The organism is Flavobacterium sp. GL_143, assembly GCF_057834355.1.
In genome coordinates this window covers 3,201,417-3,226,422 of record NZ_CM174401.1, presented here as the reverse complement: position 1 = coordinate 3,226,422, position 25,006 = coordinate 3,201,417, and the positions used below count along the sequence as shown (strand labels likewise).

General features: G+C 33.5%; 26 protein-coding genes and 6 tRNA genes. 12 read left to right on the top strand and 20 right to left on the bottom strand.

Annotated elements, in window-relative coordinates; all coding sequences use genetic code 11:
- Positions 1 to 25 precede the first annotated feature (25 nt).
- The 7 genes from AC3IPI_RS14035 to AC3IPI_RS14005 form a co-directional block, all read right to left on the bottom strand.
- The gene (locus tag AC3IPI_RS14035) at positions 26 to 304 is read right to left on the bottom strand and encodes a GIY-YIG nuclease family protein (RefSeq protein WP_489153449.1); all 279 of its coding nucleotides are present in this window, start codon (positions 302 to 304) and stop codon (positions 26 to 28) included.
- A gap of 93 nt (positions 305 to 397) precedes the next feature.
- Positions 398 to 473: transfer RNA gene (locus AC3IPI_RS14030), tRNA-Gly, on the bottom strand.
- A 44-nt stretch (positions 474 to 517) separates the two neighbouring features.
- Positions 518 to 592, bottom strand: a tRNA-Gly gene (locus tag AC3IPI_RS14025).
- 44 nt (positions 593 to 636) lie between these two features.
- A tRNA-Arg gene (locus AC3IPI_RS14020) sits at positions 637 to 710 on the bottom strand.
- 76 nt (positions 711 to 786) lie between these two features.
- Positions 787 to 860, bottom strand: a tRNA-Arg gene (locus AC3IPI_RS14015).
- Between the two features lie 108 nt (positions 861 to 968).
- Positions 969 to 1,043: transfer RNA gene (locus AC3IPI_RS14010), tRNA-Pro, on the bottom strand.
- 18 nt (positions 1,044 to 1,061) lie between these two features.
- A tRNA-Ser gene (locus tag AC3IPI_RS14005) sits at positions 1,062 to 1,145 on the bottom strand.
- A 239-nt stretch (positions 1,146 to 1,384) separates the two neighbouring features.
- On the opposite strand from AC3IPI_RS14005, the gene AC3IPI_RS14000 reads away from it, so the two are divergent.
- From AC3IPI_RS14000 to AC3IPI_RS13990, 3 genes are all read left to right on the top strand, one after another.
- The gene (locus AC3IPI_RS14000) at positions 1,385 to 2,563 is read left to right on the top strand and encodes an acetyl-CoA C-acyltransferase (protein ID WP_489153447.1); all 1,179 of its coding nucleotides are present in this window, start codon (positions 1,385 to 1,387) and stop codon (positions 2,561 to 2,563) included.
- A 66-nt stretch (positions 2,564 to 2,629) separates the two neighbouring features.
- Positions 2,630 to 3,391, top strand: coding sequence for a C40 family peptidase (locus tag AC3IPI_RS13995; protein ID WP_086895075.1), 762 nt, complete (start codon positions 2,630 to 2,632; stop codon positions 3,389 to 3,391).
- A 98-nt stretch (positions 3,392 to 3,489) separates the two neighbouring features.
- Positions 3,490 to 4,434: a DUF6985 domain-containing protein gene (locus tag AC3IPI_RS13990; RefSeq protein WP_489153445.1), complete on the top strand. Its 945-nt coding sequence runs from the start codon at positions 3,490 to 3,492 to the stop codon at positions 4,432 to 4,434.
- Positions 4,435 to 4,637: 203 nt separating this feature from the next.
- Here the strand turns inward: AC3IPI_RS13990 and AC3IPI_RS13985 are convergent, their stop codons facing one another.
- Positions 4,638 to 5,480 carry an AraC family transcriptional regulator gene (locus AC3IPI_RS13985; RefSeq protein ID WP_489153443.1) on the bottom strand — a complete coding sequence of 281 codons (843 nt, stop codon included), beginning with the start codon at positions 5,478 to 5,480 and terminating at the stop codon, positions 4,638 to 4,640.
- Between the two features lie 120 nt (positions 5,481 to 5,600).
- Between AC3IPI_RS13985 and AC3IPI_RS13980 the strand changes: the two genes are divergently transcribed.
- The 4 genes from AC3IPI_RS13980 (at position 5,601) to AC3IPI_RS13965 (ending at position 8,610) form a co-directional block, all read left to right on the top strand.
- The gene (locus tag AC3IPI_RS13980) at positions 5,601 to 6,587 is read left to right on the top strand and encodes an aldo/keto reductase (RefSeq protein WP_489153441.1); all 987 of its coding nucleotides are present in this window, start codon (positions 5,601 to 5,603) and stop codon (positions 6,585 to 6,587) included.
- A gap of 150 nt (positions 6,588 to 6,737) precedes the next feature.
- Positions 6,738 to 7,340 carry an NAD(P)H-dependent oxidoreductase gene (locus AC3IPI_RS13975; RefSeq protein ID WP_489153439.1) on the top strand — a complete coding sequence of 201 codons (603 nt, stop codon included), beginning with the start codon at positions 6,738 to 6,740 and terminating at the stop codon, positions 7,338 to 7,340.
- 2 nt (positions 7,341 to 7,342) lie between these two features.
- Positions 7,343 to 7,621 carry a putative quinol monooxygenase gene (locus tag AC3IPI_RS13970; protein WP_489153437.1) on the top strand — a complete coding sequence of 93 codons (279 nt, stop codon included), beginning with the start codon at positions 7,343 to 7,345 and terminating at the stop codon, positions 7,619 to 7,621.
- 8 nt (positions 7,622 to 7,629) lie between these two features.
- On the top strand, positions 7,630 to 8,610 hold the full coding sequence (locus tag AC3IPI_RS13965; protein ID WP_489153435.1) for a zinc-dependent alcohol dehydrogenase family protein: 981 nt from the start codon (positions 7,630 to 7,632) through the stop codon (positions 8,608 to 8,610).
- A 115-nt stretch (positions 8,611 to 8,725) separates the two neighbouring features.
- Here AC3IPI_RS13965 and AC3IPI_RS13960 read toward each other — a convergent pair whose 3' ends face one another.
- A complete protein-coding gene (locus AC3IPI_RS13960; RefSeq protein ID WP_489153433.1) occupies positions 8,726 to 9,433 on the bottom strand; it encodes a class I SAM-dependent methyltransferase in 708 nt (235 codons plus the stop codon).
- A gap of 439 nt (positions 9,434 to 9,872) precedes the next feature.
- On the opposite strand from AC3IPI_RS13960, the gene AC3IPI_RS13955 reads away from it, so the two are divergent.
- On the top strand, positions 9,873 to 11,141 hold the full coding sequence (locus tag AC3IPI_RS13955) for a DUF2130 domain-containing protein (RefSeq protein ID WP_039112828.1): 1,269 nt from the start codon (positions 9,873 to 9,875) through the stop codon (positions 11,139 to 11,141).
- Positions 11,142 to 11,485: 344 nt separating this feature from the next.
- On the opposite strand, the gene AC3IPI_RS13950 is transcribed toward AC3IPI_RS13955, so the two are convergent.
- On the bottom strand, positions 11,486 to 12,286 hold the full coding sequence (locus AC3IPI_RS13950; protein WP_489153430.1) for an META domain-containing protein: 801 nt from the start codon (positions 12,284 to 12,286) through the stop codon (positions 11,486 to 11,488).
- Positions 12,287 to 12,504: 218 nt separating this feature from the next.
- Between AC3IPI_RS13950 and AC3IPI_RS13945 the strand changes: the two genes are divergently transcribed.
- The 4 genes from AC3IPI_RS13945 (at position 12,505) to AC3IPI_RS13930 (ending at position 16,531) form a co-directional block, all read left to right on the top strand.
- Positions 12,505 to 13,089 carry a DUF4202 domain-containing protein gene (locus AC3IPI_RS13945; protein WP_489153428.1) on the top strand — a complete coding sequence of 195 codons (585 nt, stop codon included), beginning with the start codon at positions 12,505 to 12,507 and terminating at the stop codon, positions 13,087 to 13,089.
- Positions 13,090 to 13,215: 126 nt separating this feature from the next.
- A complete protein-coding gene (locus tag AC3IPI_RS13940; RefSeq protein WP_039112831.1) occupies positions 13,216 to 13,875 on the top strand; it encodes a response regulator in 660 nt (219 codons plus the stop codon).
- Positions 13,876 to 14,325: 450 nt separating this feature from the next.
- A complete protein-coding gene (locus tag AC3IPI_RS13935; RefSeq protein WP_489153426.1) occupies positions 14,326 to 15,594 on the top strand; it encodes an alginate export family protein in 1,269 nt (422 codons plus the stop codon).
- 247 nt (positions 15,595 to 15,841) lie between these two features.
- Positions 15,842 to 16,531 carry a hypothetical protein gene (locus tag AC3IPI_RS13930; RefSeq protein WP_489153424.1) on the top strand — a complete coding sequence of 230 codons (690 nt, stop codon included), beginning with the start codon at positions 15,842 to 15,844 and terminating at the stop codon, positions 16,529 to 16,531.
- A 616-nt stretch (positions 16,532 to 17,147) separates the two neighbouring features.
- Here AC3IPI_RS13930 and moaA read toward each other — a convergent pair.
- The 10 genes from moaA to AC3IPI_RS13880 all read right to left on the bottom strand — a co-directional run bounded on the left by moaA (position 17,148) and on the right by AC3IPI_RS13880 (position 25,003).
- Complete coding sequence (gene moaA / locus AC3IPI_RS13925; RefSeq protein ID WP_489153422.1) at positions 17,148 to 18,155, bottom strand: GTP 3',8-cyclase MoaA; 1,008 nt, start codon at positions 18,153 to 18,155, stop codon at positions 17,148 to 17,150.
- A complete protein-coding gene (gene moaCB / locus AC3IPI_RS13920; RefSeq protein ID WP_489153420.1) occupies positions 18,142 to 19,056 on the bottom strand; it encodes a bifunctional molybdenum cofactor biosynthesis protein MoaC/MoaB in 915 nt (304 codons plus the stop codon). Before moaCB ends, moaA begins: the two co-directional genes overlap by 14 nt.
- Before the next feature lie 3 nt (positions 19,057 to 19,059).
- Positions 19,060 to 19,491, bottom strand: a complete 432-nt coding sequence (locus AC3IPI_RS13915) for a molybdenum cofactor biosynthesis protein MoaE (RefSeq protein ID WP_086895088.1) — start codon at positions 19,489 to 19,491, stop codon at positions 19,060 to 19,062.
- 208 nt (positions 19,492 to 19,699) lie between these two features.
- Positions 19,700 to 20,776 carry a molybdopterin-synthase adenylyltransferase MoeB gene (gene moeB / locus AC3IPI_RS13910; protein ID WP_489153418.1) on the bottom strand — a complete coding sequence of 359 codons (1,077 nt, stop codon included), beginning with the start codon at positions 20,774 to 20,776 and terminating at the stop codon, positions 19,700 to 19,702.
- A gap of 11 nt (positions 20,777 to 20,787) precedes the next feature.
- On the bottom strand, positions 20,788 to 21,024 hold the full coding sequence (locus AC3IPI_RS13905; RefSeq protein ID WP_039112838.1) for a MoaD/ThiS family protein: 237 nt from the start codon (positions 21,022 to 21,024) through the stop codon (positions 20,788 to 20,790).
- Positions 21,021 to 21,815 (bottom strand): uroporphyrinogen-III C-methyltransferase, encoded by a 795-nt coding sequence (cobA, locus tag AC3IPI_RS13900; RefSeq protein WP_489153416.1) that lies wholly within the window; start codon positions 21,813 to 21,815, stop codon positions 21,021 to 21,023. The genes AC3IPI_RS13905 and cobA overlap by 4 nt, the downstream gene beginning before the upstream one ends.
- Positions 21,812 to 22,393, bottom strand: a complete 582-nt coding sequence (locus tag AC3IPI_RS13895; protein ID WP_409416105.1) for a molybdenum cofactor guanylyltransferase — start codon at positions 22,391 to 22,393, stop codon at positions 21,812 to 21,814. The genes cobA and AC3IPI_RS13895 overlap by 4 nt, the downstream gene beginning before the upstream one ends.
- 190 nt (positions 22,394 to 22,583) lie before the next feature.
- The gene (locus AC3IPI_RS13890; RefSeq protein WP_086895092.1) at positions 22,584 to 23,330 is read right to left on the bottom strand and encodes a sulfite exporter TauE/SafE family protein; all 747 of its coding nucleotides are present in this window, start codon (positions 23,328 to 23,330) and stop codon (positions 22,584 to 22,586) included.
- Positions 23,331 to 23,338: 8 nt separating this feature from the next.
- Positions 23,339 to 24,511, bottom strand: a complete 1,173-nt coding sequence (locus AC3IPI_RS13885) for a molybdopterin molybdotransferase MoeA (RefSeq protein WP_489153413.1) — start codon at positions 24,509 to 24,511, stop codon at positions 23,339 to 23,341.
- A 243-nt stretch (positions 24,512 to 24,754) separates the two neighbouring features.
- Complete coding sequence (locus AC3IPI_RS13880; RefSeq protein ID WP_039112843.1) at positions 24,755 to 25,003, bottom strand: DUF6755 family protein; 249 nt, start codon at positions 25,001 to 25,003, stop codon at positions 24,755 to 24,757.
- Positions 25,004 to 25,006: the final 3 nt, after the last annotated feature.

Here is a 25,006-nt window from a genome sequence, read left to right as displayed (position 1 = left end):
TGAATCAATGAAAAACTAATTAATCTCAATTGGAAATCGGGATGTTTTTTCCAGCTAAGCTACTTTTTATAAGCTTTTCAACTCTTAATCTACTTTTCCATTTTTTTACTTCTAATTCTCTCTTATAAGCGATTGATTTAGTTTCAAATTCTTCAAAATAAACTACAATCCAATCTTTTGCCTTTCCAGTAAATCCAGAATGATTTGATAAATGTTTGCGTAAGCGTTCTTCCAAACCTTCAGAAGTGTGACCGATATAATATTGATTTAATGCTTTTGAATATAAAATATAGAAATAGTTCATAACAATATTCATTTTTGAATTAAAGCAAGATAAGCTTTAAAGTTTCGAACTACAAATCATAAATAAAAGTCCATTCGTCAAGTAGTTTTGGTACGAAGGCAGAAGGATTCGAACCTTCGAACGTCCCGATTGGAAATCGGGATGCTCTATCCAACTGAGCTATACACTCATTTATTTCAAACAAAAAACCCGCTAAATTAGCGGGTTTTAGTGTGAAGGCAGAAGGATTCGAACCTTCGACCGTCCCGATTGGAAATCGGGATGCTCTATCAACTGAGTTCTACACTCATTTATTTCAAACAAAAAACCCGCTAAATTAGCGGGTTTTAATGTGAAGGCAGAAGGATTCGAACCTTCGACCGCCTGCTTAGAAGGCAGGTGCTCTATCCAGCTGAGCTATGCCTCCATTTATTTTATGCTCTATCGTCGAGCTACGTCCTTGTATTTTAACAGAAAACCCGCTAATTTAGCGGGTTTTAGTGTGAAGGCAGAAGGATTCGAACCTTCGACCGCCTGCTTAGAAGGCAGGTGCTCTATCCAGCTGAGCTATGCCTCCATTTATTATTCACAACTTAACCTTAAGACCGTACCGATTGAAAATCGGTATGCTCTATCCAGCTGAGCTATGCCTCCATTTGTTTTAAAACTCAATGGAAAGTTTTTGTCGGGGTGGCAGGATTCGAACCTGCGGCCTCCTGCTCCCAAAGCAGGCGCGATAACCGAGCTACGCTACACCCCGAAGGCAAAATTTTAATCGCGGAGAGACAGGGACTCGAACCCTGGCACCGATCACTCGATGACAGTTTAGCAAACTGCTCCATTACCACTCTGGCACCTCTCCAACGCTCAAGAAACGTGTTCTGTTTTGCGGTTGCAAATCTAAGACATCATTCCGTATCTCACAAGTATTTCGGAGACTTTTTTCAATATTTTTTCATCTTTTTTCAAAAGCACTTCACTATCAAACAAATAGAATTATATAAATTTTACTAATAATTTAAAAACACAATCAAAACACTCAAAATTTGAATTTGTTTAAATAAACATTAAATTTGCTTCATTAACTAAATCACACAGAAAATGAACAAAAGAGTTGTTATTGTTTCTGCCGTTAGAACCCCTATCGGAAGTTTCATGGGAGGATTATCTACAGTCTCAGCCCCAAAATTAGGTGCTGTAGCTATTAAAGGAGCTTTAGAGAGAATACAATTAGACCCAAATTTAGTTGATGAAGTATTCATGGGTAACGTAGTACAGGCAGGAGTTGGTCAGGCTCCAGCACGTCAGGCAGCTTTATTTGCTGGATTATCTAATGAAGTAGCTTGTACAACTGTAAACAAAGTTTGCGCATCAGGAATGAAAGCAGTAATGTTCGGTGCTCAGGCAATTGCTTGTGGCGATGCCGAAATCGTAGTTGCTGGTGGAATGGAAAACATGAGTTTGATTCCACATTATGTACAAATGCGTAACGGAACTAAGTTTGGTCCAACTACAATGGTTGACGGAATGCAAAAAGATGGTTTGACAGATGCTTACGATAACAACGCAATGGGAGTTTGCGCTGATTTATGTGCATCTGAATATAACATCAGCCGTGAAGAACAAGATAATTTTGCTATTCAATCATACGAAAGAAGCGCAAAAGCTTGGGACGCAGGAAAATTTGATTCAGAAATTGTTCCAGTTGCCGTACCACAACGAAAAGGAGATCCGATAATCGTATCAAAAGACGAAGAATACACTAATGTTAAGTTAGACAAAATCCCTTCATTAAATGCAGTTTTTACCAAAGACGGAACTGTAACTGCTGCAAACGCTTCAACAATAAATGATGGTGCAGCTGCTGTAGTATTAATGTCAGAAGAAAAAGCAATTGCATTAGGTTTAAAACCGCTTGCTTACATAAAAGGCTATGCCGATGCTGCACAAGAACCAAAATGGTTTACAACAAGTCCGGCAAAAGCATTACCAAAAGCATTAGATAAAGCTGGGATTTCAATAAGCGATGTAGATTATTTCGAATTCAACGAAGCCTTTGCAGTTGTTGGATTAGCAAATTCAAAAATATTAGATCTAGATAACGATAAAGTAAACGTAAATGGTGGTGCCGTTTCATTAGGACATCCACTAGGTTGTTCAGGAGTTAGAATTATCGTAACTTTAATCAATGTTTTAGAACAAAACAATGCCAAAATTGGTGCTGCAGCTATTTGTAATGGTGGTGGTGGAGCTTCGGCAATTGTTATCGAAAGAGCATAAATAAATATCAATCAGGAGTTATTGCATAATAATAACTCCTGATTCTTAACTCATAAAACACCTTAAATGTTCGGAATTTGTAATCTAGCCATAGTGCCTGTTCGATTTGAACCAAGTGATAGAAGCGAAATCGTTACCCAAGTTTTATTTGGAGAACACTTTGAGATTCTGGAACAGCAAAATCAATGGTCTAAAATTAAAATCCAATTCGACGATTACGAAGGTTGGGTCGATTCCAAACAATACCAAATAATATCCGAGGCAAATTATAACTTACTATCTTCGGATGCACAAATACTAAATGCCGATTTAATCGACTATATCACGTCACCAAATAATTTATTATTACCTATTCCGCTTGGTGCATCACTAACCTTTCTGAACAATAGCGAGATAAATACTTCAAATTTTGAATTTGAAGGCACAAAAACCAGCGGTATAAAACCTAAAAAAAGCTTAATAAACACCGCTTTTATGTACCAGAATGCACCATATCTTTGGGGAGGAAAAACTCCTTTTGGGATAGATTGCTCTGGTTTTACACAAATGGTTTACAAGTTAAACGGATATAAAATTAAACGCGATGCATCGCAACAAGCTTTAGAAGGAGCTCCTTTAAGTTTTATTGAAGAAAGCGAAGCAGGCGATTTAGCCTTTTTTGACAATGACGAAGGAAACATCACGCACGTAGGTATAATCATGGACAACAACTACATCATTCACGCCAGTGGAAAAGTACGAATTGACCGTTTAGACCATTTAGGAATTTACAATCCCGAAACAAACAGACACACTCATAAACTGCGTGTTATCAAAAAGATTATCTAATATTTCTTCCTTTACAAATTACAGAAACTTTATAGCTAGTTTATACATAGCCTAAGTAACTTACGTACAAAAATCAGACTAAACTTAAAACAATTAGAATGTCAAACGCATCCCAAATAATTGCAGAAATTGATAATTTTTTAGATAAGTATTCACTGAAGAAAAATACATTAACATCTCAGGATTTAATTAATTATATCGAAGAGAAATGGCATCAGGCTGACGATGAAAAATACAACATCCATCAGGGAAGTATTTTTATTGGCAGGATGATTAATGAATATATAAAACTACAAGACTACAACAATATGCAAAGATGGCTGGATATGATGAATCTTCATTCCCTATCTCAAAAACACCCAGATTACATAAACAATTATTATAATGGCGAATGTTGTTTAGAATGCGGTAACGAAGAAAAAGCATTAGAATACCTTCATTTATCCTATAAAGAAAACCCAGAATATCTATTTACCAGAGCGCCATTTTGTTTTGAGTTTTTCAATAAACATCTTGAAAACCCTAAAGAGCTTCCAGAAAAAGAACAAGATGATGAAATCTATTACAACACAATCAACCTAAAAGATTGGCAGTTATTTTTTAGTGAAAACGAAGAAACACTAGATTACGTTATATTAGACGAGGATTCAGATGAAATTGAAGAACATTCTACAGAACACAATAACGGAATAGAATATTTACAAAACAATCAGACTAGAATTCTAGAAAGCATCCTTTCTGAGCTTTTAAGTAAATACCCCGAATTACAAGAAATCTATGATTATCCAGAGGATGAAAAACAAGATTTCATGCCCGATATATCCATAATAAAAGATTTCGCAGATCTATTATCTCCATCTACTTTTTATATAACATCCGTATTTAAAGATGATATTCCATACATTGGTTATATGTTTTCTTGCTCTTGGGATCAGGGACACGGATTGGGCGTAATGACACATAAAGACAAAATAATAGAAATAGGCGGTGCGGACACAGCATTCTCAACTTGGTCAGCAGAAGAAGATTTAAAGAAAAACTAAGAAATCTTTTTAATCGTTATAATTCTATATACCACTTTGCGAAAGGGACGCAGATTAAACAGATTCGCTAAGGCGAAAACACGGATTAAAACGGATTTTTACCCATCCGAAACTTCAGAATTATCATTGTTTAAAAAAATCCGTTTTAATCAGTGTCTTTACTTTTTGTAAATCCGTGTCATCTGCGTTCCTTTATAGACAATTTAATTAAGACGTATCACTTTCCTAAATTCCGAAGGACTATTCCCTCTTTGTTTTTTAAAGAATTTATTAAAGTGGCTTTCATCCGTAAACCCAAATTCATACGCAATTTCGTTAATGCGTTTATCACTAAACTGCAAGCGATGCTCTATGAGTTTCGTTTTATAATTACTAATATATTGCTGCATGGTTTCATTGGCGTGTTTCTTAAAATAACGCCCTAAATAGGTATTCGAAATCCCAAAATACTCACTTAGCGATTCCGCTTTTATTCTTTCAGGATAGTAAATATTATTCTGAATATATTGCAAAATATCCATTGCTTTAGCCTCACACCCAATATTTACCTGCTCCGGCAAATACTTTGCAATATTTCTGGCAACAATAATAATTAAAGTGTTCACCAATTGCTGAATCAACTCCTTGTTATAAACATCTTTATCCTGATGTTCACGACAAATAGCTTCAATCATCACTTTTACCAAACATTTATCGGCATCATTTTTCAAAATACAACCAGGCTGATGATTGGCATTTTGTAAAATATATTCCAAACGCTGAATATTCTCATTCTGCAAACTAGAATTTTTCAAATAAATATCATTGAATCTCAAAAAGAAAAACTTCGTTTTAGTCTCAATCGTAAAATTATGGCAATCCTCAGGAGTTAGTAAAAACATATGTCCAGCATCGTATTCAAAAATATTCTTGTTGATACATTGCGAACCCGTTCCTTCCAAAATATAAACCAATTCAAAGAAATTATGACGGTCTCCAACATCAGGATATTCATGCAGAGTTTCAAAAGAAACCGTAAAAGGTTCGTATAAATTTTCTTTCTTCATAATACCGCTTAATTAATTCAGTTTGCAAATATACCTAAAAAACACAAATATATACAAGTTAACAGTCTTAAAAACAGTATAATTTTGCCAAACAAATTTTAAGCATCAAAATACAACATCATGGAATATAGAAAATTAGGCAATACAGAACTCGAATTATCAGCAATTACATACGGCGCATTTGCCATTGGCGGTACAATGTGGGGCGGAAACGAAAAGAAAGATTCAATAGCATCAATACACGCCTCAATCGATAATGGAGTAACAACATTAGACACCGCTCCATTCTACGGATTTGGATTAAGCGAAGAAATGATTGGCGAAGCCCTAAAAACACAAGACAGAACCAAAGTACAACTACTAACTAAATTTGGACTAGTTTGGGACGGAAGCAACAACGGAAAAGGAGAATTCTTTTTTGATGCCGAAGACAACGGAAAACAAATTCCCGTATATAAATACGCTTCCAAAAACAACATTATAAAAGAAGTCGAAGAAAGCTTAAAACGCCTTCAGACCGATTATATCGATTTATTACAAATACACTGGCCAGACGCAACAACACCCATTAGCGAAACCATGGAAGCTATGGAACTATTAATCCAACAAGGAAAAATAAGAGCTGCCGGAGTTAGTAATTATAGTACAGCTCAAATTAAAGAAGCACAGAAAACAATACAATTAGCATCAAATCAAGTATCCTACAGCATGCTTAATCGCAGTATCGAAACCGATTTGATTCCGCTTACAGTTGCTGAAAACATTGGTATTATTGCTTACAGCCCAATGGAAAGAGGATTGCTTACTGGAAAATATTTTACCGATAGTAAACTAAAAGACAACGACCATCGTAATGGATATTTTAACCAATTCGATCTCGTAAAAGTAAAAACATTAGTCGAAGAACTAAGCTCATTAGCCAATGCCAAAAATGCAACATTAGCACAATTAGTTTTACGTTGGACAACATTACAAAAAGGAATTACAATAGTTTTAGCAGGTGCGCGAAATGCCGAACAAGCAATTTCTAACGCAAAAGCAATGGATTTCGATTTATCAGCATCAGAACTTGATTTTATTAATCAGGCAATTTCAAAAACAAAATAAAAAAAATTTGGGTGTGACCCCGCACTCTCGAAACCTCGAAAGCGGGGTCGGGTCATCCGCTAAATCTTTTATTTTTTTAAAGAAAAAAAATAAAAGGATACCGCTGCTCCCCCTCACACAAAACCAATAATGCAATTAGAAGATTAAAAGATGAAAAAAATATTTATTATTAACGGCGGACAAAATTTTGCTCATTCAGGAGGAAGATTCAATCAAACCGTTACCGATTGGACAATCGAATACCTAAAAAGTAAAAACTACGAAGTAAAAACAACCGATATAAAACAAGAATTCGATCTGGATCAAGAAGTTGAAAAATTTGTTTGGGCAGATGTCGTAATTTATCACACACCCGTTTGGTGGTTTCAGGTACCAAATGGTTTCAAAAAATACATCGACGACGTATTTACAGCAGGACACAACAAAGGAATTTACAAAAGTGATGGTAGAACCAGAACAAATCCAGACATTAATTACGGAACTGGCGGACTTTTACACGGACGTAAATATATGCTAACCACAAGTTGGAATGCTCCCGCAGCAGCATTTACACTTCCCGGAGAATTCTTCGAACAAACATCTGTAGATGATGGAGTAATGTTCGGTTTTCATAAAATGAATAAATTTGTAGGAATGGAAAAATTAGACGGATTCCATTTTCATGATGTCGAAAAAGGCGCTACTGCCGAAAATATTGGTATCTTTAAGCAGGAATATACTACACATTTAGAACAACTTTTTAAAACTATATAAATATGATTTCAATTACAGCCATTATTAAAAGTAAAAAAGAAAGTATAGAACAAGTAAAAACTTTGGTTGAAAATCTGGTAAATCAAACCAGAAAAGAAGACGCTTGTGTGCGTTACGATTTACACAACGCCGAAAATGTTTTTATCATTTGGGAAGAATGGAAAGACCAATCAGATCTTGACATACACGACAATCGACCTTTCTTACAAGAATTCATCACAAATACCGAAAATTTACTTTCAGCACCAATTCAAGTTTACAAAACGGTGCAAATACTATAATCAAGAAGATGAGAGCACTTTTTATAAATACTTACGAATCTGAATTTGTAAGTACAGATATTGAAAAACCAACTCCTAAAAAAGGAGAAGTATTGGTTAAAATACACGCAAGCGGCGTAAACCCAATCGATAACAAAATTAGAATTGGAGTTTCTCCCTATGCTTCACCAGTATTACCAGCTATTTTAGGTACAGACCTTGCGGGAGTAATCGAAGCAATTGGCGAAGGTGTAACCCAGTTCAAAGTTGGTGATGAAGTTTACGGACTAGCAGGAGGCGTTTTAGGACTTCAAGGAACTCTAGCAGAATACACCGCTGTCGATGCTGATTTATTAGCCATAAAACCAAAAAACCTAACCATGAAAGAAGCTGCCGGAATTCCGCTAGTCGTACTTACAGCTTGGGAAGGTTTAATCGACAGAGCAAAAGTAAAAAAAGGAGACAAAGTCCTTGTACATGCAGGAGCTGGCGGAGTTGGACACATTGTGGTACAACTTGCAAAAACTCTAGGTGCAGACGTTTATGCAACAGTTTCTAAACAAAAAGAAGATATTGTAAAATCGTATGGAGCAACGCCTATTGATTACAAAACCACTCAAGTCGAGGATTATGTAAACCAACACACAGACGGAAAAGGTTTTGATATTATATATGATACCGTTGGAGGTCAATCTCTTGATGATTCTTTTAAAGCCATTCGTCATTATGGTCAAATTAGCAGCTGTTATGCTTTCGGAACACATACCCTTGCAACAAGTTCGCTACGTTCGGCAAGTCTTCATGGCGTTTTTGTACTGCATCCAGCAATCAGTGGTGAAGGAAGAAAACACCACAGCGATATCCTGACAGAAGCTGCAAAATTATTCGAAGAAGGAAAATTAAAACCTCTTATTGATCCTCGAAAATTCACTTTAGATAATGCCATCGAAGCCCATAAAGCAGTGAGCGATGGTTCTTCTACTGGACGAATTGTTGTAGATATCGTTTAAATTTATAGGTCATCAATTTCCATGACTTGCCGTTGATTTTAACCAACGGTTTAATAACAATAATAAAAAAGGCTTTAGCCGAATCTATAGTGATTCTGCTAAAGCCTTTTTTAGATTATTTAATCCCGCCAAAAGCACCAAAACACATATTCTTGTGTAAGATTTCGACACTCCTAAAACCTACCTTTTTCATTAAATCTAACTGATAATTCATCGATCTGGGAGAATCTTCTTTGGCAACATAATCTAATACATTTTTGCGATATTCCTTTCCTCCTAACCCCTCAAGATAATCTCCATATCGCTCCCAGGTATATTCATTTAGTAACTCTGTATCCTGAGTAATTAAATCCGAAATCATAAAACATCCACCAGGTTTTAATAGTTTAAATATCTTAGTAAATGTAGTTTCCCAATCCTGATCATCACGCAAATGATGTAAAACTGCTCCAGCCAAAATAATATCATAATGATTTTCCTGTAATTCGACTTCGCGAATATCTCCTTGCTTCCCCTCTACCCTTCCATTAGTTTCATCAGACACTCTTTCATAAGCTTTATCTAACATTGGTTTACTCAAATCAACCAAAGTGCAATTTAAATCCGGAACTTTTGAAAGCATCATCAACGTATAATTTCCTGCACCACAACCAATATCCAAGATATTTTTTGCATTAGGAACAATTCTCTTAGAAGCTTCTGTTATAAGTTCCAACGAAATTTTAGCATCAATTGTAGATAATTGACCTGTATCTAAATTTGAAAATCGCTCGACATCATTATCAAAACGTTCCCTAATTTCTGCAGTAGTTGATTTTTCCATAGTTTTTGTTTTAGGTTTTCACGCAAATTTGACAGATTAAGCAGATAATCGTAGATATTAAAATCTTTTTAATCTGGAGTGGCTAAAAAAATAATCCGCTCAATCTGCCAAATCTGCGTGAAACATTTTTTTTCAAAAGTCTTCTTTTGATATATACTTCAAAAATACTTGTTTCATAATTCATCAATGCACACCAAATTTATAAAACTACGTCATCTAAAATATTTTTTGGCTCAAGCCAAAGAATTAAATCCTATTATAATTCCCCAGAACATCACTTTATTCGGCGTAAAAATTAAGAAATTATAAAGTCAAAATACGAAACACAAGCAAGATTATTTACCCAAATAAAATTACTGAAGCTATAAAACATTATGCATATCGCTAACTTTTAAATACCTTAGCAGAAAATAATATTACCCCATAAAAAATAAACAAAATGGCTGAGCAATCTTCAATTCAGTGTCCAAATTGCGGAACAACAATCGATGTAAATGATATCCTAAAACATCAATTGGAAGATAGCATCCGTAAAGAATTTCAGCAAAAAGCTACAGCACAATCAAAAGAACTGGAGCTTAAAAACGAGCAATTCGAAAAAGCTAAAGCAGAATTTGAAGCCAAGAAAAAGCAAGAAAACGAACTTTTTACAGAACGCTTAGACCGAGAAAAAAAGATAGCTGAAAAAGAAATCACCGAAAAACTAAAAACAAAGCTAAACGAAGAAAACAAAGACCGTTTGCTTTCGATGGAAAAAGAACTTTCGGAAAAATCAGAAAAATTACGCGAACTAAATAAAATGGAAGGCGAGATTGCTAAACTTCAGCGTGAAAAACTGGAAATAAAAGAAGCAATCGAAGCTGAATCTCAAAAACAACTCAACGCAACTTTAGTTCTGGAACGCGATAAAATTCGTAAACAAGAAGAAGAAAAAAACGAGTTAAAAATAAAAGAATACCAAAAACAATCCGACGACCAAAAAAAGCTTATCGAAGAAATGAAACGCAAGCAGGAACAAGGTTCTATGCAATTGCAAGGCGAAGTAATGGAATTAGCAATTGAAGAATGGCTAGCTTCTAATTTTCCTTTAGACAGTATCGACGAAGTTAAAAAAGGAGCCAATGGAGCCGATTGTTTGCAAATAGTAAATACACGCGAATTACAAAATTGTGGTTCTATATATTACGAAAGCAAGCGTACAAAAGCCTTTCAACCTGCTTGGATTGAAAAATTTAAAAACGACATTCGAGATAAAAAAGCCAATATTGGAGTTCTTGTTACCGAAGTAATGCCAACCGGAATGGACCGAATGGGAATGCGCGACGGAATCTGGATTTGTACTTATGATGAATTTAAAGGATTAAGCGCTGTTTTGCGTCAATCCCTAATACAAGTGAGCCAAGCAGTACAAGCACAGGAAAACAAAGGCGATAAAATGGCCATGTTATACGATTTCTTAACCAGCAACGAATTCCGTTTACAAATAGAAGGTATAGTAGAAGGATTTACACAAATGCAAAGCGATTTAGATTCAGAAAAAAGAGCCATGCAACGTATCTGGAAACAACGTGAGAAACAAATAGAAAAAGTAGTCAATAATACCCTGGGAATGTACGGTTCTATACGTGGTATCGCCGGAAACGCAGTCCAAACCGTAAGAGCATTAGAATTGGACTTTGTAGATGATCAAACAGAAGAGTTAGAGTAAGCTCTAAGGTTCAAAGATGCAAAGGTTCTAAGGTTCTAAGAAATTGAGATAAAAGAGCTTCAGAGTCGTAAAGAAACAAAGGCTCTGAGGAATTACTTCAAGTCAACCTGACGTAGAAATAACTACACTAGTAACTCAATATCGTTTGGTTAACTGTTTGCGAAACTCTTTATTCACGTGACAAGACTATGAAAAATCCCATTGAGTATTTACTCTATTTTATATATAAATGAATTCATAACATAGTTAAAAAAGACAAGCCACATAATTATGTAGCTTGTCTTTTTTAATCTCAGTACCTTAGTGCCTCAGAACCTTTGAAGCTCTGAACCTTTGGACCTTCCTTAGTCAATTTTTCTGAAAACTAAAAGCAATCCAGACGGATTAGACAATGATAATCTATTATTGGCTACAGTATAAGTTGTAGTACTTTGAAGCGCTTGCAAAAACTCATCTTCTTTATTGTTACCACTACATGCCATTAACGTTGAAGCTACATTTGTAAAACGTAATAAATCTTTCTCATAAAATATACTTCCGTTAACCTGATTACATCCTGCAAAGCCTAAAAATCTATTCTCAGCACTATAAATTTCAATTCTAGGTAGTTCTCTTTGAAAATCAGCTACAGCAACTTTTTTTCCATTTAATTGCTCCAAAACCCAGATATCATGTAAGCGATAATCAGTAATATATCTTCCGCAACCTTCGATATTTTTTACGCTACCATCGCTATTATTTGTGATTTCGATTTTAACATTATAAGGCGATTTATCTCCCGACATAGTATCCGTACAATCCATTTGCTGAATCGTAATACTCATACTACCTGTTTTTGTATTAAAACGATACAACTTAACATTTGTATCCATCGCTCTAATAGGCTCTATATAAGGAGAACTAACTTCCTCTAATCCTTCAATCAACGAGGTAAACGTAATTTTTTCTTTACCTATTTTTAAGCCCCAAAAAGGTTCATTTCCAGTAGCCTTAAAAAACGTAGAACCATCATATTCGTCTGCATTATTTGTATTCATAGATGCGGGGTTTTCTTCCTTTGGTTGTGTTAAAGGTTTTGGCTTTACTGTCGTTTTACAACTGAATGACAAAATTGAGACCGAGACTAATAGTAAAAGTTTTTTCATGTGTGTAATTTTAAATTAACATCCTAAATTTAAAGATGTTAACTTCTTTAATAAATAAAATAGATTTTTAGCTAATTTACAATAAAAAAATAAGTGCAACAATCAGCTGTAATAAAGCGCTAACTCATTTGTACTACTGCTAGTACGATTCCTATTGACTTTTAGATTATTTATATATCTTAAATTATGTATCTTTGGTTGTATATATCTCCTTATAAATGACAACACCTTTTCAAAAAGCAAGCGAATGGATTGATGCCGAAAATGCTCAGGATCCAAATCATGAAACCGATAATAACACGACATATCCTAAAGAGTTACTTTACTCTAACAGGATGTATGCAAAATTGATGGAATTTCATCCAGAAGCTTCAGAAGAGGTACAAATTGCTTCTAAAGCGCAACATATTTGCAGATGGAAAGTTGCCCGCGAATCTTATCCAATGGATCGTGTGGGGTACTTAAAATGGAGAGAAGATTTAAAAAAGTTTCACGCCAAAACAACTGCTGTAATTTTAGAAAAAGCAGGTTATAATTCAGAATTTATAGCTCGCGTTTCTTTTTTAATCGAAAAAAAATTACTTAAAAAAGATGCTGAAACCCAATTGTTAGAAGATGTAATTTGTCTCGTATTTTTAGAATATTATCTTGATCCGTTTGTGCATAAACACGATGAAGAAAAACTAAAAAACATCATAAAAAAAACTTGGGATAAAATGTCGGATAAAGGACATCAGGAAGCCTTAAAAATAAACTACAGCAAAGAAAATCTCGAATTAATTAAAACTTCTTTAGGCTTATAATTTATCATTTTCCTACCGTACAATTTTACTTTTAAATTAATATCATCTCAAAAAATTAAGAATTACGTATATTAGCATAATAATCTAGCAGAATATACGTAAATCCTAATTTGTAAATTAAGTAAAATGGCAGATATCATTCGCGTTGTTCTGGCAGATGACCATGTATTTGTAAGGGATGGCATTAAATCATTATTAAAAAACGAATCTAATATTGAGGTTGTTGGGGAAGCAGCAGATGGCTTAGAAGCCCTGGAAATTGTTATAGACAAACAACCCGATTTACTTATAGTAGATATTAGAATGCCACACTTAAATGGCATCGAAGTAGTAGAAAAACTTAGAGATCAGAATCAATCTGTTAAAATAATCATATTAACAATGCATGAATCTGAAGAATATGTTTTAAAATCTATTAAGGCAGGTGCAGATGGTTATTTATTAAAAGGCTCCAGCAAAGAAGAATTTTTAAAAGCGTTACATACTGTCGCTATGGGCGGTAAATACTTTAGCGGTGATGTATCGGCAATATTAATCAAACAGTTACTTCATAACAATTTCAATGTTGATTTAAGACAATCTTCGGGTGAAGAAACAATGATTACCAGAAGAGAAAGAGAAATTCTTAAACTATTATTAACTGGAAAAGGAAACAAAGAAATTGCAGAAACGCTGAATATTAGCAAAAGAACTGCCGAAGTTCATCGATTTAATTTAATGAAAAAACTCAAAGTAAAAAATCTAATGGAGCTATCTAATAAGGCTTCAGAATATTCTTTGATCTAGATTAAAACATCTCAATTCCTACAACTTCAGGAAACAAGTATTTATACTTACTATTAAAATGCATTAATTAGCCTTTTATCTAAATACGATATAAGTATGTATTATAATTAAATCCCTTTATTACATCATAATTATTGTTTTTTCTACAATAATTAACTTCACTACTATTATATTTCACCCACCTAAAAACTAATACAACTATTTAAAAATCTTACAGTTATAAATAAATATTATATCTTTATTAATAACTTTTGCCCTAGTTCTTCGATTTATTGTTTTCGCAACCTACTTAATAAAAATGCATCTAACTATAATAAAATACTAAGTTAAGAAGCATCTTGCAAAATAATAAATAACAATAATTTACCATAAATTTAGATTGTATGACTTTTATCACATAAAAAGACCTTTTTGTCCTTTAATTTTACACTGTATATAAATAACTTAGTTATGAAGAAATTTAAAATTATCGCTTTATTAATATTAGGAAGCATAAGCGTTGATATGCAAGCACAGGAGTTTGACGCAAATTTACAGCTTAGACCCCGCTATGAGTATAGAAACGGATATAAAACTCTTATCCCATATGGTCAGGAAGCAACATCTTTTGTTTCTCAACGTACAAGATTAAATTTAAACTTTGCGCAAGACCAACTAAAAGTTAAATTAACTTTACAGAATGTTAGAACATGGGGAGATGTGGGAACAACTACAACGAAAGATGCAAATGGTGTAGCCCTTTTTGAAGCATGGGCACAATATGATATAAGTGAAAAATGGAGCGCAAGAGCGGGACGTCAAGTACTTTCATACGACAATCAACGTATTATGGGAGAAATCGACTGGTTACAACAAGGACAAAGTCACGATGCCTTAATGGTTTCGTTTCATCCTAAAAACCATCAGCTTGATATGGGATTAGCCTATAACTCTGACGCCGAAAACAACTTTCAAACTCCATACACAGTAGGTAACTATAAAACAATGCAATATGCATGGTATCATACTAATGTAGACAAATTAGGAGTTAGTCTATTAGTTTTGAATACTGGTTATGAATATATGAATAATGATGTCGACAAAAAACTACTAATTGATTACAAACAAACTTTTGGAACTTATCTGACTTACAAAACAAAAAAAATTGATGGTAATTTAAGTCTCTACGGTCAAACCGGAAAAAGTGCAGACAAACAAGTTAGCGCCTGGGATGGAGCTGTAAACTTTGCATACAGTATAACAGATTCATTTAAGGCTGGTATTGGTTACGAATATCTATCAGGAAAAGATACAAATGACGGAAGTACAGTTATCAAATCATTCAACCCTATTTTTGGTACCAATCATGCATTCAACGGTTATATGGATTATTTTTATGTTGGAGGAGGTCATCAAAACAGCGTTGGTTTACAAGATGCTTCTTTAAAATTCAATTACAATGTAAAAAAATGGCAATTTGCATTAATGCCACACGTATTCTTATCTGCTGCTGATGTAGTTGTGGATAACAAAAAAATGGACTCCTACTTAGGAACTGAGGTCGACTTTACAGCTGGATTCAATTTCAAAAAAGATATTACACTTACAGGAGGTTATTCTCAAATGTTTGGTACTAAAACTTTAGAAGTTTTAAAAGCTCCTGGATATGCAGGACATACCAATAACTGGGCTTGGTTAATGATATCCGTAAATCCAAGGATTTTTACTTATAAAAAATAGAATCCTTTTGTAAAGTACTCCTCTTTAAACTCAATTTTATAACTTCCCTTTTGCCTCAAAGCAAAGGGGATTTTTTTTGCAGATAATGTGTAAAATAATCCAAAAGCGTATGATTGAGGAAAAACTTAACATTGCCGTACATTTATATTGATTATATTTACTTAACTGAAAGTTAACAATTTAGACATATCCTTAACCTTTCATCATTACTAACTTCAAAAGTTTTCAATTATAAAGCCAATATCATATGGAAAAAAAAGCGACAGAAGGTATTACTCAAAATACTGATTTACCCAAAACAGATGACGTTCAACCAATTGTAGAAGACAAAAAACCAGTAGCAAAAACACCAGCCAGAAAAGCTCCTGTTAGAAAAACAACCACAGCTAAACCTGTTGTTAAAACACAAACTAATGCAACTACAACACCAGTAAAAGTTGCACCAAAACCACCTGTAAAAAAAGCAACACCAGCAAAACCTGTTGTTAAAGCACAAACTACAGATACAACTCCTGCACCAGTAAAAATACCTCAAACTATTCCCGCTAAAAAAACAGCTACTCCAGTTGTAAAAACTGTAGAAAAAACAATAGTAGAGAAACCTGTTGTAGCACCAAAAGAGAAAAAAGGCACAGCACCAAGTACAGGTAATTTAGTTGATGCAATAGGAGAAATTATTAAAGAAAAATCAAAAGATAAAAAGAAGAAAAAGATGAAAGACAAGGATAAGGACAAAGAGAAAGAAAAAAAGAAATTAGCTAAGAAAAAAGAAAAAGCTAAGAAGGATAAAAAGAAAGAAAAAGCTAAAAAAGCAAAACTTAAAGCAAAAGCCAAAAAGAAAGAAAAAACTAAGAAAGCTAAAGAAAAAGCTAAGGCGAAAAAAATAGCAAAAAAGAAGGCAAAAAAATCGAAATCGAAATCGAAAAAGAAGAAATAATTAAAATAGGGTTTAACTTTAAAAAGTTGAGCCCTTTTTTGTTTGGAGATGCTAAGACTTTGCTTATTCTGTATGTAGATCAATCTGTTAACCTTCTAACCTTTGTCAAAGTTTTGAACTTTGACAAAGGTGTTTTGCGTAAATTAGTCTAATCACTTTGTAAAAATTCCAAGCACAAATAACATATTATAAACATTGCCAACGGTTTTAATGCATTATCACAATCCGTATCACACGGTTGAAACCGTGAGCTATGACAATATGATAGAATTTAAAAAATGAAAGGAATTATAACCCTGACTTAAACTCAGAACCTTTGTCCTTTTGAGCCTCAAAAACCTTTGAACCTCTGTTCCTTTTTCTCTCCAATCTTGTCACCCTGAGGAACGAAGGGTCTCCACAAGAAACTAACACAAACTTATACTAAATTGTCGAGCCACTCGCTGAGATTCTTCCTACGTCAGAAAGACAAATTTGGGCTTGCATTATAAATAACCCAATATTGCGTAGACGCACTGCGGTGCGTCTCTACAAAAAACCTTTGCATCTTTGAACCTCTGAATCTTTGTCCCTCAAAAACCTTTGAACCTCTGAGCCTCAAAACCTCAAAAAAAAACTACCCCCCAATAGCAATCATACTACGATTGTCCTGGTTTAAACTTGGGTTGTTCAATTCCTTTATTGTAGTCATTCCTGCTCTTACTTTTTTCTTACTATCAATGGCAGCAGAAATCAAATCGGTGATTGTTTCACCATTCCTAAGTGGAGTTAATAAATCGGTTTCGGCATTAGAGAACAAACAGTTTTTTATTTTACCATTTGCCGTAAGGCGGATTCTATTACAACTATCACAAAACGGATTTGTAACCGAACTGATAATTCCGAAACTTCCTTGATAATCTTTTATTTTAAAAGTTCTGGCTGTGAAGTTTTTTTCATCCTCTAACTTTTCAATTTCAGATGGATTATAATGATTCGAAAGAGTCTCTAAAATTTGTTTTTGGGAAACCATTTTGCTTTTATCCCATGCATTTCCTGCAAAAGGCATAAACTCAATGAACCGAATTGATAAGGGTAAAAACTTCGTTAATTTGATAAAATCGATAACCTCATCATCATTAAATCCTTTTATCAGAACGACATTTACTTTTACATTAAAATCATTGTTTAAAAGTAAATGTAAGTTGTCAATTACTTTCTCAAACTGATTACGAAGCGTTATAGAATTAAATTTTGAAGCAATTAAAGTATCCAGACTCAAATTAATGTCCCGAACATTAAATTGCTTTAAAACGTCTAAATGTCTATCTATCAAAATACCGTTGGTGGTAAGAGACAGTTTAATATTAAAAGTGGCTAATTTTGAAATAATTTCAGGAAAATCCTTTCTTAAAAGTGGCTCCCCTCCTGTTAATCGGATTTTGTCAACACCGTTTTGTACAAAAGTTTGAGCAATAGCAAATACCTCATTGGCAGTCATTAACTCATTTTTCGGAGTTAATGTAATTCCGTCAGCAGGCATGCAATAGGTACAACGCAAATTGCATTTTTCAATAAGAGAAATACGCAAATAGTTGTGCTTACGCCCAAAATCATCGGTTAAAACTGTGTTATTTGGCATCATGATTATTGCCTTTTAAAATATGAAATACATGTAAAACATGCGGAAAAATAGCGTCCATAGATTCTCTGGCTCCATTAGTTGATCCTGGCAAAGCCAAAACCAAAGTCTTCCCTAAAGTTCCTGCAACTGTGCGTGATAACATGGCATACGGCATACGTTGTTGCCCATAGTTACGAACTGCTTCTTCAATACCCGGAATACGACTTTCTAATAAAGGCGCTAGTGCTTCGGGAGTTACATCTCGTGGTGACAAGCCTGTTCCTCCTGTAAAAATCACTAACTGATTCTCTTTTGCGTAAGCTTTAGTTCTTTCCTGAATAATATCAACCTCATCAGGAATAATCTCGTAATGTGCCGTTTCTACTCCATAAGATTCTAGTTTTTCGACAATGATTTTACCTGAACGGTCTTCTTTATCACCTGCAAAAATAGAATCAGAACATACAAAAACTGCCGCTTTTATAGTTGCTGGAAAACGGTTCTTAAATGACGATTTTCCTCCTTCTTTATTAATTAATTTTATTGTCGAAATCTCAATCTCTTTATCAATCGGTTTAAGCATATCATACATTGTAAGCGCCACAATCGACGCTCCGTGCATTGCTTCGACCTCTACTCCTGTTTTGTAAACTGTTTTAACTTTAAATATAATTTCGATAGTTAAACCCTCAATTTTATATTCTACAGATGTAAATTCGATTGGAATAGGATGACAATCCGGAATGGATAAATGGGTGTTTTTTACAGCAAATAATCCTGCTGTTTTTGCCATTTCCATAACATTCCCTTTTGGTACTAAATTATTAACAACTGCATCTATAGTCGCTTGTTGACTCACTTTTACAATTGCTGTTGCTGTTGCTGAACGTAATGTATTTATTTTATGGGTAATATCAACCATTTTCTAGGTATTTTGCTTCCAGGTGAAAGTATCGTTTTCAAATAATTCTTTGCCAAAAATAGGCACATCGGTTTTTATCCAATTTACAATAGCTTCTGTAGCTTCATAAACTTGTTTGCGCCTTGTAGCCGAAACAAAAACAAATAAACAAATTTCACCTGCTTTTACTACACCCAAACTATGATAAATATGCATACATGTTAAATCATATTTGGCAAACGCTTTTTCTCTAATTGCATGCAAAGCTTCATTTGCCATATCTGTATAAGCCGAATAATCAATGGCGACTACAGTGTTCTCATGAATTACATCGGCACGAACCTGCCCTAAAAAAATATTATGTGCACCAATAGTATGTTTCGATTGATGTTTCGCAATAGATTCGGCGATAAACTCAGAAGAAATTGGTCCTTCTACAAATACATTTTTACTCATTATTTTTTATTTTTATTTGCCACGAATTATTTTTTAAAAAACTTTTTGCCACTGATTACACAGATTCTCACAGATTTTTTTAATCCTTTTAATCTTTGAAATCTATGCTAAAAAATTAACCGCAAAGTTTGCAAAGCTTAAAAACTTAGAATCTCAGATCCTTAGCAACTTAGAGCCTTTTTTTAAAACCTTTGAACCTTTGTTCCTTTTAAAAAGCCTTTGAACCTTCTTTCAATAATTGATTCAGTGCCAAAGCTCCTCCGATTATACTTTTTACATTTTTGAACTGATTCTTACTAAGCAATTCAACTGCCATTTTACTTCTTATTCCTGATTGACAGAAAACATAAATAATTTGATTTTTATTCAGTTTTCCTATTTCATCTTCTAATCTCGATAACGGAATCTGGACTCTATTTTTGAGATTAATTTCTGGAAGTTCTCCTAAATTTCTAACATCTAAAAAAAGTATCTCTTCAAAATCTATTTGATTCAAAACTGTTTCGACAGTAATTTCTTCTGCTTGATTTTTGATTACTTTATATTTTGCTTCAAAAACAGATTTATCGATAACTAAATTTTCCTTCTTTTCAAAGTCATACTTTTGCTGTTCATTATTCAATAAATTATAAACCAGTATTTTACCGCTCAGCACCTCGCCTATTCCTAAAATCATTTTTATGACTTCATTTGCTTGTAACATTCCGATAATCCCTACCGAAATTCCAATTACTCCTGCATCATTACAATTCAAAGATTGGCTGTTTTCATCTGGATATAAACAACGATACGTAGGTCCGTTTTTATAATTAAAGACTGAAACTTGCCCTTCAAATCTATAAATAGAACCATAAACTAATGGTTTCTTTACAACGCAACAGGCATCGTTTATAAGATATTTTGTTGATAGATTATCTGTCGCATCAACTATTATATCATAATACTTAAATAAATCAAGTGCATTTTCTCCCGAAAGTCTTTCGGATATAGCGTTTATTTTAACTGTTGGATTTAATTCGGTCGCCATGCGTTTTGCCTCTAGCACTTTACTATTTCCAACTGCGTCATTTTTATAAATAACCTGACGATGCAAATTACTCAACTCGATTACATCATCATCTACAATTCCTATTTCTCCAACTCCCGCAGCAGCCAAATAAGGTAATATAGCCGATGCTAAACCTCCTGCACCAATTATCAATACTTTGGCTTTAAATAATTTTTGCTGACCAATTTCTCCCACTTCAGGAAGTATAATTTGTCGATTATAACGTGATGCTGACATATTAAATGTATTTATCCACCTGCAAAAGGTGGTAATAAAGCAATAATATCATTGCTTTTTAATTCATAAACAGTTGTTTTGGGAACTATCTTCTGATTGATTGCTATACTAAACGAGAGTGTATTTAACTGATATTTTTTATCTAAATCGTTTAATAATTGTTCCAATGACAAATTCCCCAAAGGAACTTTTTCTGTTGGGCAATTTGTTTTTTCTGCGACAGCACCAAAATATTTAACCTCTATCATGGCTTTAAATTTAAATTCTGATAAATAAACTCATCTTCTAAGTATTCTTCAAAGTAGGAGTTTAGTTCTAATATATTTCTTACTACTTCACCAATAACTATTATTGCTGGCGAAGTTATTTCTTTATCTTTAACCTGTTGAACAATTGTACTAATCGTTCCTGTTACTTTCTTTTGATTCTCTTTTGTTCCGTTTTGAATAACCGTAATAGGCAAATCATCCGTTCTGTTTTTTTGATATAAAGCAATTATTTCACCTAGCTTATGCATTCCCATAAGGATAACAACCGTTGCTGCCGATTGGGAAGCTAAATTTATATCCTTTGATAATTTATGATCTGCAGTTGTTCCTGTAATAACCCAAAAACTTTCGGCTATTTCTCTTTGTGTCAAACTAATTCCGTTTGTAGCAGGAACTCCTAAAGCCGATGAAATTCCGGGAACAACAGCTGTTTCCAAATTAAACTTTTGAGCATATTCTATTTCTTCAATCCCACGCCCAAATACAAAAGAATCTCCTCCTTTTAACCGAACTACATGACCATAACGATCAGCCATTGATACAATTAATTCATTTATCTGATCCTGACTATACGCATGGCATCCCAAACGTTTCCCTACAAAAACAATTTCTGCATTTGTAGCATATTTTAATAATTCTTCGTTTACCAAAGCATCATACAAAACCACATCGGCATTTTGTAATGCTTTTATTGCTTTTATCGTAATTAACTCTACATCGCCTGGCCCTGCTCCTACTACGGTTAACTTAGGTCTTAATGATATTTTCATAACATCGAGTTTAAATTGGCATTAAGATCATTTAATTCGTCTGGCGAATTTATATTCGTAAAATTAAGACTTTGACTTTCGTCGAAAGTTATAATTTGATGTGGCACTTTGGCTATCAGATTCATTAATTTTAAATCTCCTTGGGCAATTGCTTCTTTAATAATTGGAAGATTTTTTTTAGCATAAATCCCAATCAAAGGATGCATTCGGCTCTCTGATGATAAAACAGTAATCGCTGCTTCTTCATCATGTTTTTCGATTAACTCAGATAATAATTCGGTAGATATCAAAGGAATATCACAACTCAAAATCATGCTAAATTCACTTTCTGAATGATACAAAGCAGTATAAATTCCTCCCAACGGACCTTTATCAATTTCGATATCACTTATTTTATTATACTCCAAATAGTCATAATCATTTCCATTTGTAACCAAGTGTATGTTATTTGTAATAGGCACAATAGCCTGAATGATATGTTCTATAAAGGGTTTGCCTTTAAACAATACTAATCCTTTCTCAGATTGCATCCGGGAACTTTTTCCTCCACATAGAATAAAAACTGCCAGATCTTTCATATCACATCATATATAAATTAAATCTTTTTCTTTTTTAACACATAGAAACATAGATTTTTGTACTCTTAAAAAGGCGTTTCACTTATTTATAAAACACAGAGCTAACTATGTGAAAGAAATGTATTTCTTTTTGTGTTCTTTATTAACCCATAAACCTATGTTTCTATGTGTTAAATAAATATTTATTATCCTATGGAAATATCAATTTTACACTTGCGAGCAGAATAACAACTCCTAAAACATATTTTAATGTTTTGTTAGAGAAATATCCACTTCCGTAATAACCACCTAAGATTCCTCCAAAAACTGCAATTGGTACTAAATAAAAACTATCTATTGGAATGGTTTTTCCTCCTAGAAAATAACCTGTTATTCCCGCTAGTGAATTTACGAAAATAAATAGACTTGAAACCGCTGCGGACTCTTTAACTGATGCCCAACCTAAAAATAATAAAATCGGACTTAATATAATTCCGCCTCCGATTCCTAGCATTCCTGATAATAATCCTATTCCAAATCCTAAAGCCAATGCAAAAGGAAGTTTAATTACTACAGCTTCTTTTTCTTTAAAATTAAAAAAACCAAATAATCTAAACGCTGCAAATACCAAAACTAATCCTAATATTACTTTGTAAACCGTACTATCTAATGTTATAAATCCTCCTATAAAAGCCGCTGGAATCGATGCTATTGCAAAAGGATAAAAGAGCTTGGGCTTAAAATAATTCATCTTATAATAAAAGAAGAAAGAGATACTGGACACAAACAAATTAAGCAACAGCGCCGAAGGTTTCATTATACCAATCGGGAAGGCAAAAATTGCCATAAGTGCCAAATAGCCTGAGGCTCCGCCATGACCAACACTTGAGTATAAAAAAGCAATTACTACAAGTGCAATGCTAAAAATGATTAAATTTTCGGTCGTTAATATGTTCATAATTATATTTAATCTAATGGTAACAAGATTACATCTTCATCTTTTTTAATTTCTGTACTGTCGTAAGGTACAAAAAGCAAAGAATTTGCTGTAGCAAAAGTATTTAACATTGCCGAGCTTTGGCTATCTAATACACTTACATGAGTTTCATTATATAGCGCTTTTAAAAATAATGTTTTCCCTGTAGTATTAATTACTGCTGTACTTAGTTTTCTAACAATTCTTTTTAAATGAATATCCTCAAATCCCATCATTTTTTTTAGTGCTGGTAAAACATACACATAAAAACTGGTAAGTGACGATGCTGGATTTCCTGGTAATGCAAAAACTAATTTTTCTTCTTTATTTCCAAAGAACAATGGTTTTCCTGGCTTTTGGTTTATTTTATAAAACAACTCTTCTACTCCATTTTTTAATAAAGCTTCTTTAACAAAATCATAGTCTCCAACCGAAATCCCTCCCGAAACAAGAATCATATCGTATTTTTCTAAAAGCTTTTTCAGAACTTTTTTAGTGGCTTTTAAATTATCTTTTACTCTAAAAACTTTTACTTTTTTAATTCCTGCAGTTTCAAGAGCAGCTTGTAGCATAATCGAATTACTCTCGAAAATCTTTCCTAATTTTAATTTTTTACCTGGTTGTACCAATTCATTTCCTGTAACAAGAATGGCTACTTTTGGCTTACTATACACTGTAACTTCTCTAATTCCTAAACAGGTCAGAAAACCAATTCCTGCTGGAGTTAATAGCGTATCTTTTTCGAGCATGATATCACCTTCATTAACCTGTTCGCCTTTTGCTCTGACATTTGCATTAGGTTCTGGCATTTTATCTATCGTAATCGAATCTCCATCGACAGTAACATGCTCTTGCATTACTACTGTATCTACAGAATCTGGTACAAATGCTCCAGTAAAAATTCGTATTGCCTGATTGGCTTTTATCTTATGCTTATCACTATCTCCTGCTTGCGAAATACCAATTACATCATATTGCTTATTATCTGAATGTGTAAAAGCATAACCATCCATAGCCGATTGACGAAATGGTGGCATTGCAATAGGTGCATAAACCGTTTCGGCAAGTATATAACCAAGTGATTTACTCACTTTTATTTTACGAACTGGCATTTTAATACTGTTGTCAGCAATAATGGATAAGGCTTTATCTACTTGAATCATGTTGATGTTTTATATAAGTAAAAATACGTATTACAAATACAAGTATTTTAATTTGGTAGAAATCTTTACTAATTTAAAATTTCTAAGGAGTATAAATTTAAGCTTAATTCATTAAATACTGTGTTCTAAATTAACACAACCTTTGTCAAAATTCAAAACTTTGACAAAGGTATTCAAAGACATTTACAGGTATAAACTCGTTTTTAAACCTATATATTAAGCAATTACAATTGTAGAAATATCTTATTTCTTTTTAAAGTTTCCTTGTGGCAAATAATACATCCATGAAAACCCAATTAAAAACAATACAGCAGAAGCTATAAATGCAGGCAATAATATTTCTGTGTTATTATCCAACGCGTTGTTCAGGGAAGCATATAACAACCAAATTTGGATACTTACATTTAAGATTAAAATAAAAATTAGTGTCGAAAGTATATTGTTCAACTTATTTGGATTGGCACGATTCTGACTTCTTCTAAAAGTACTCATACT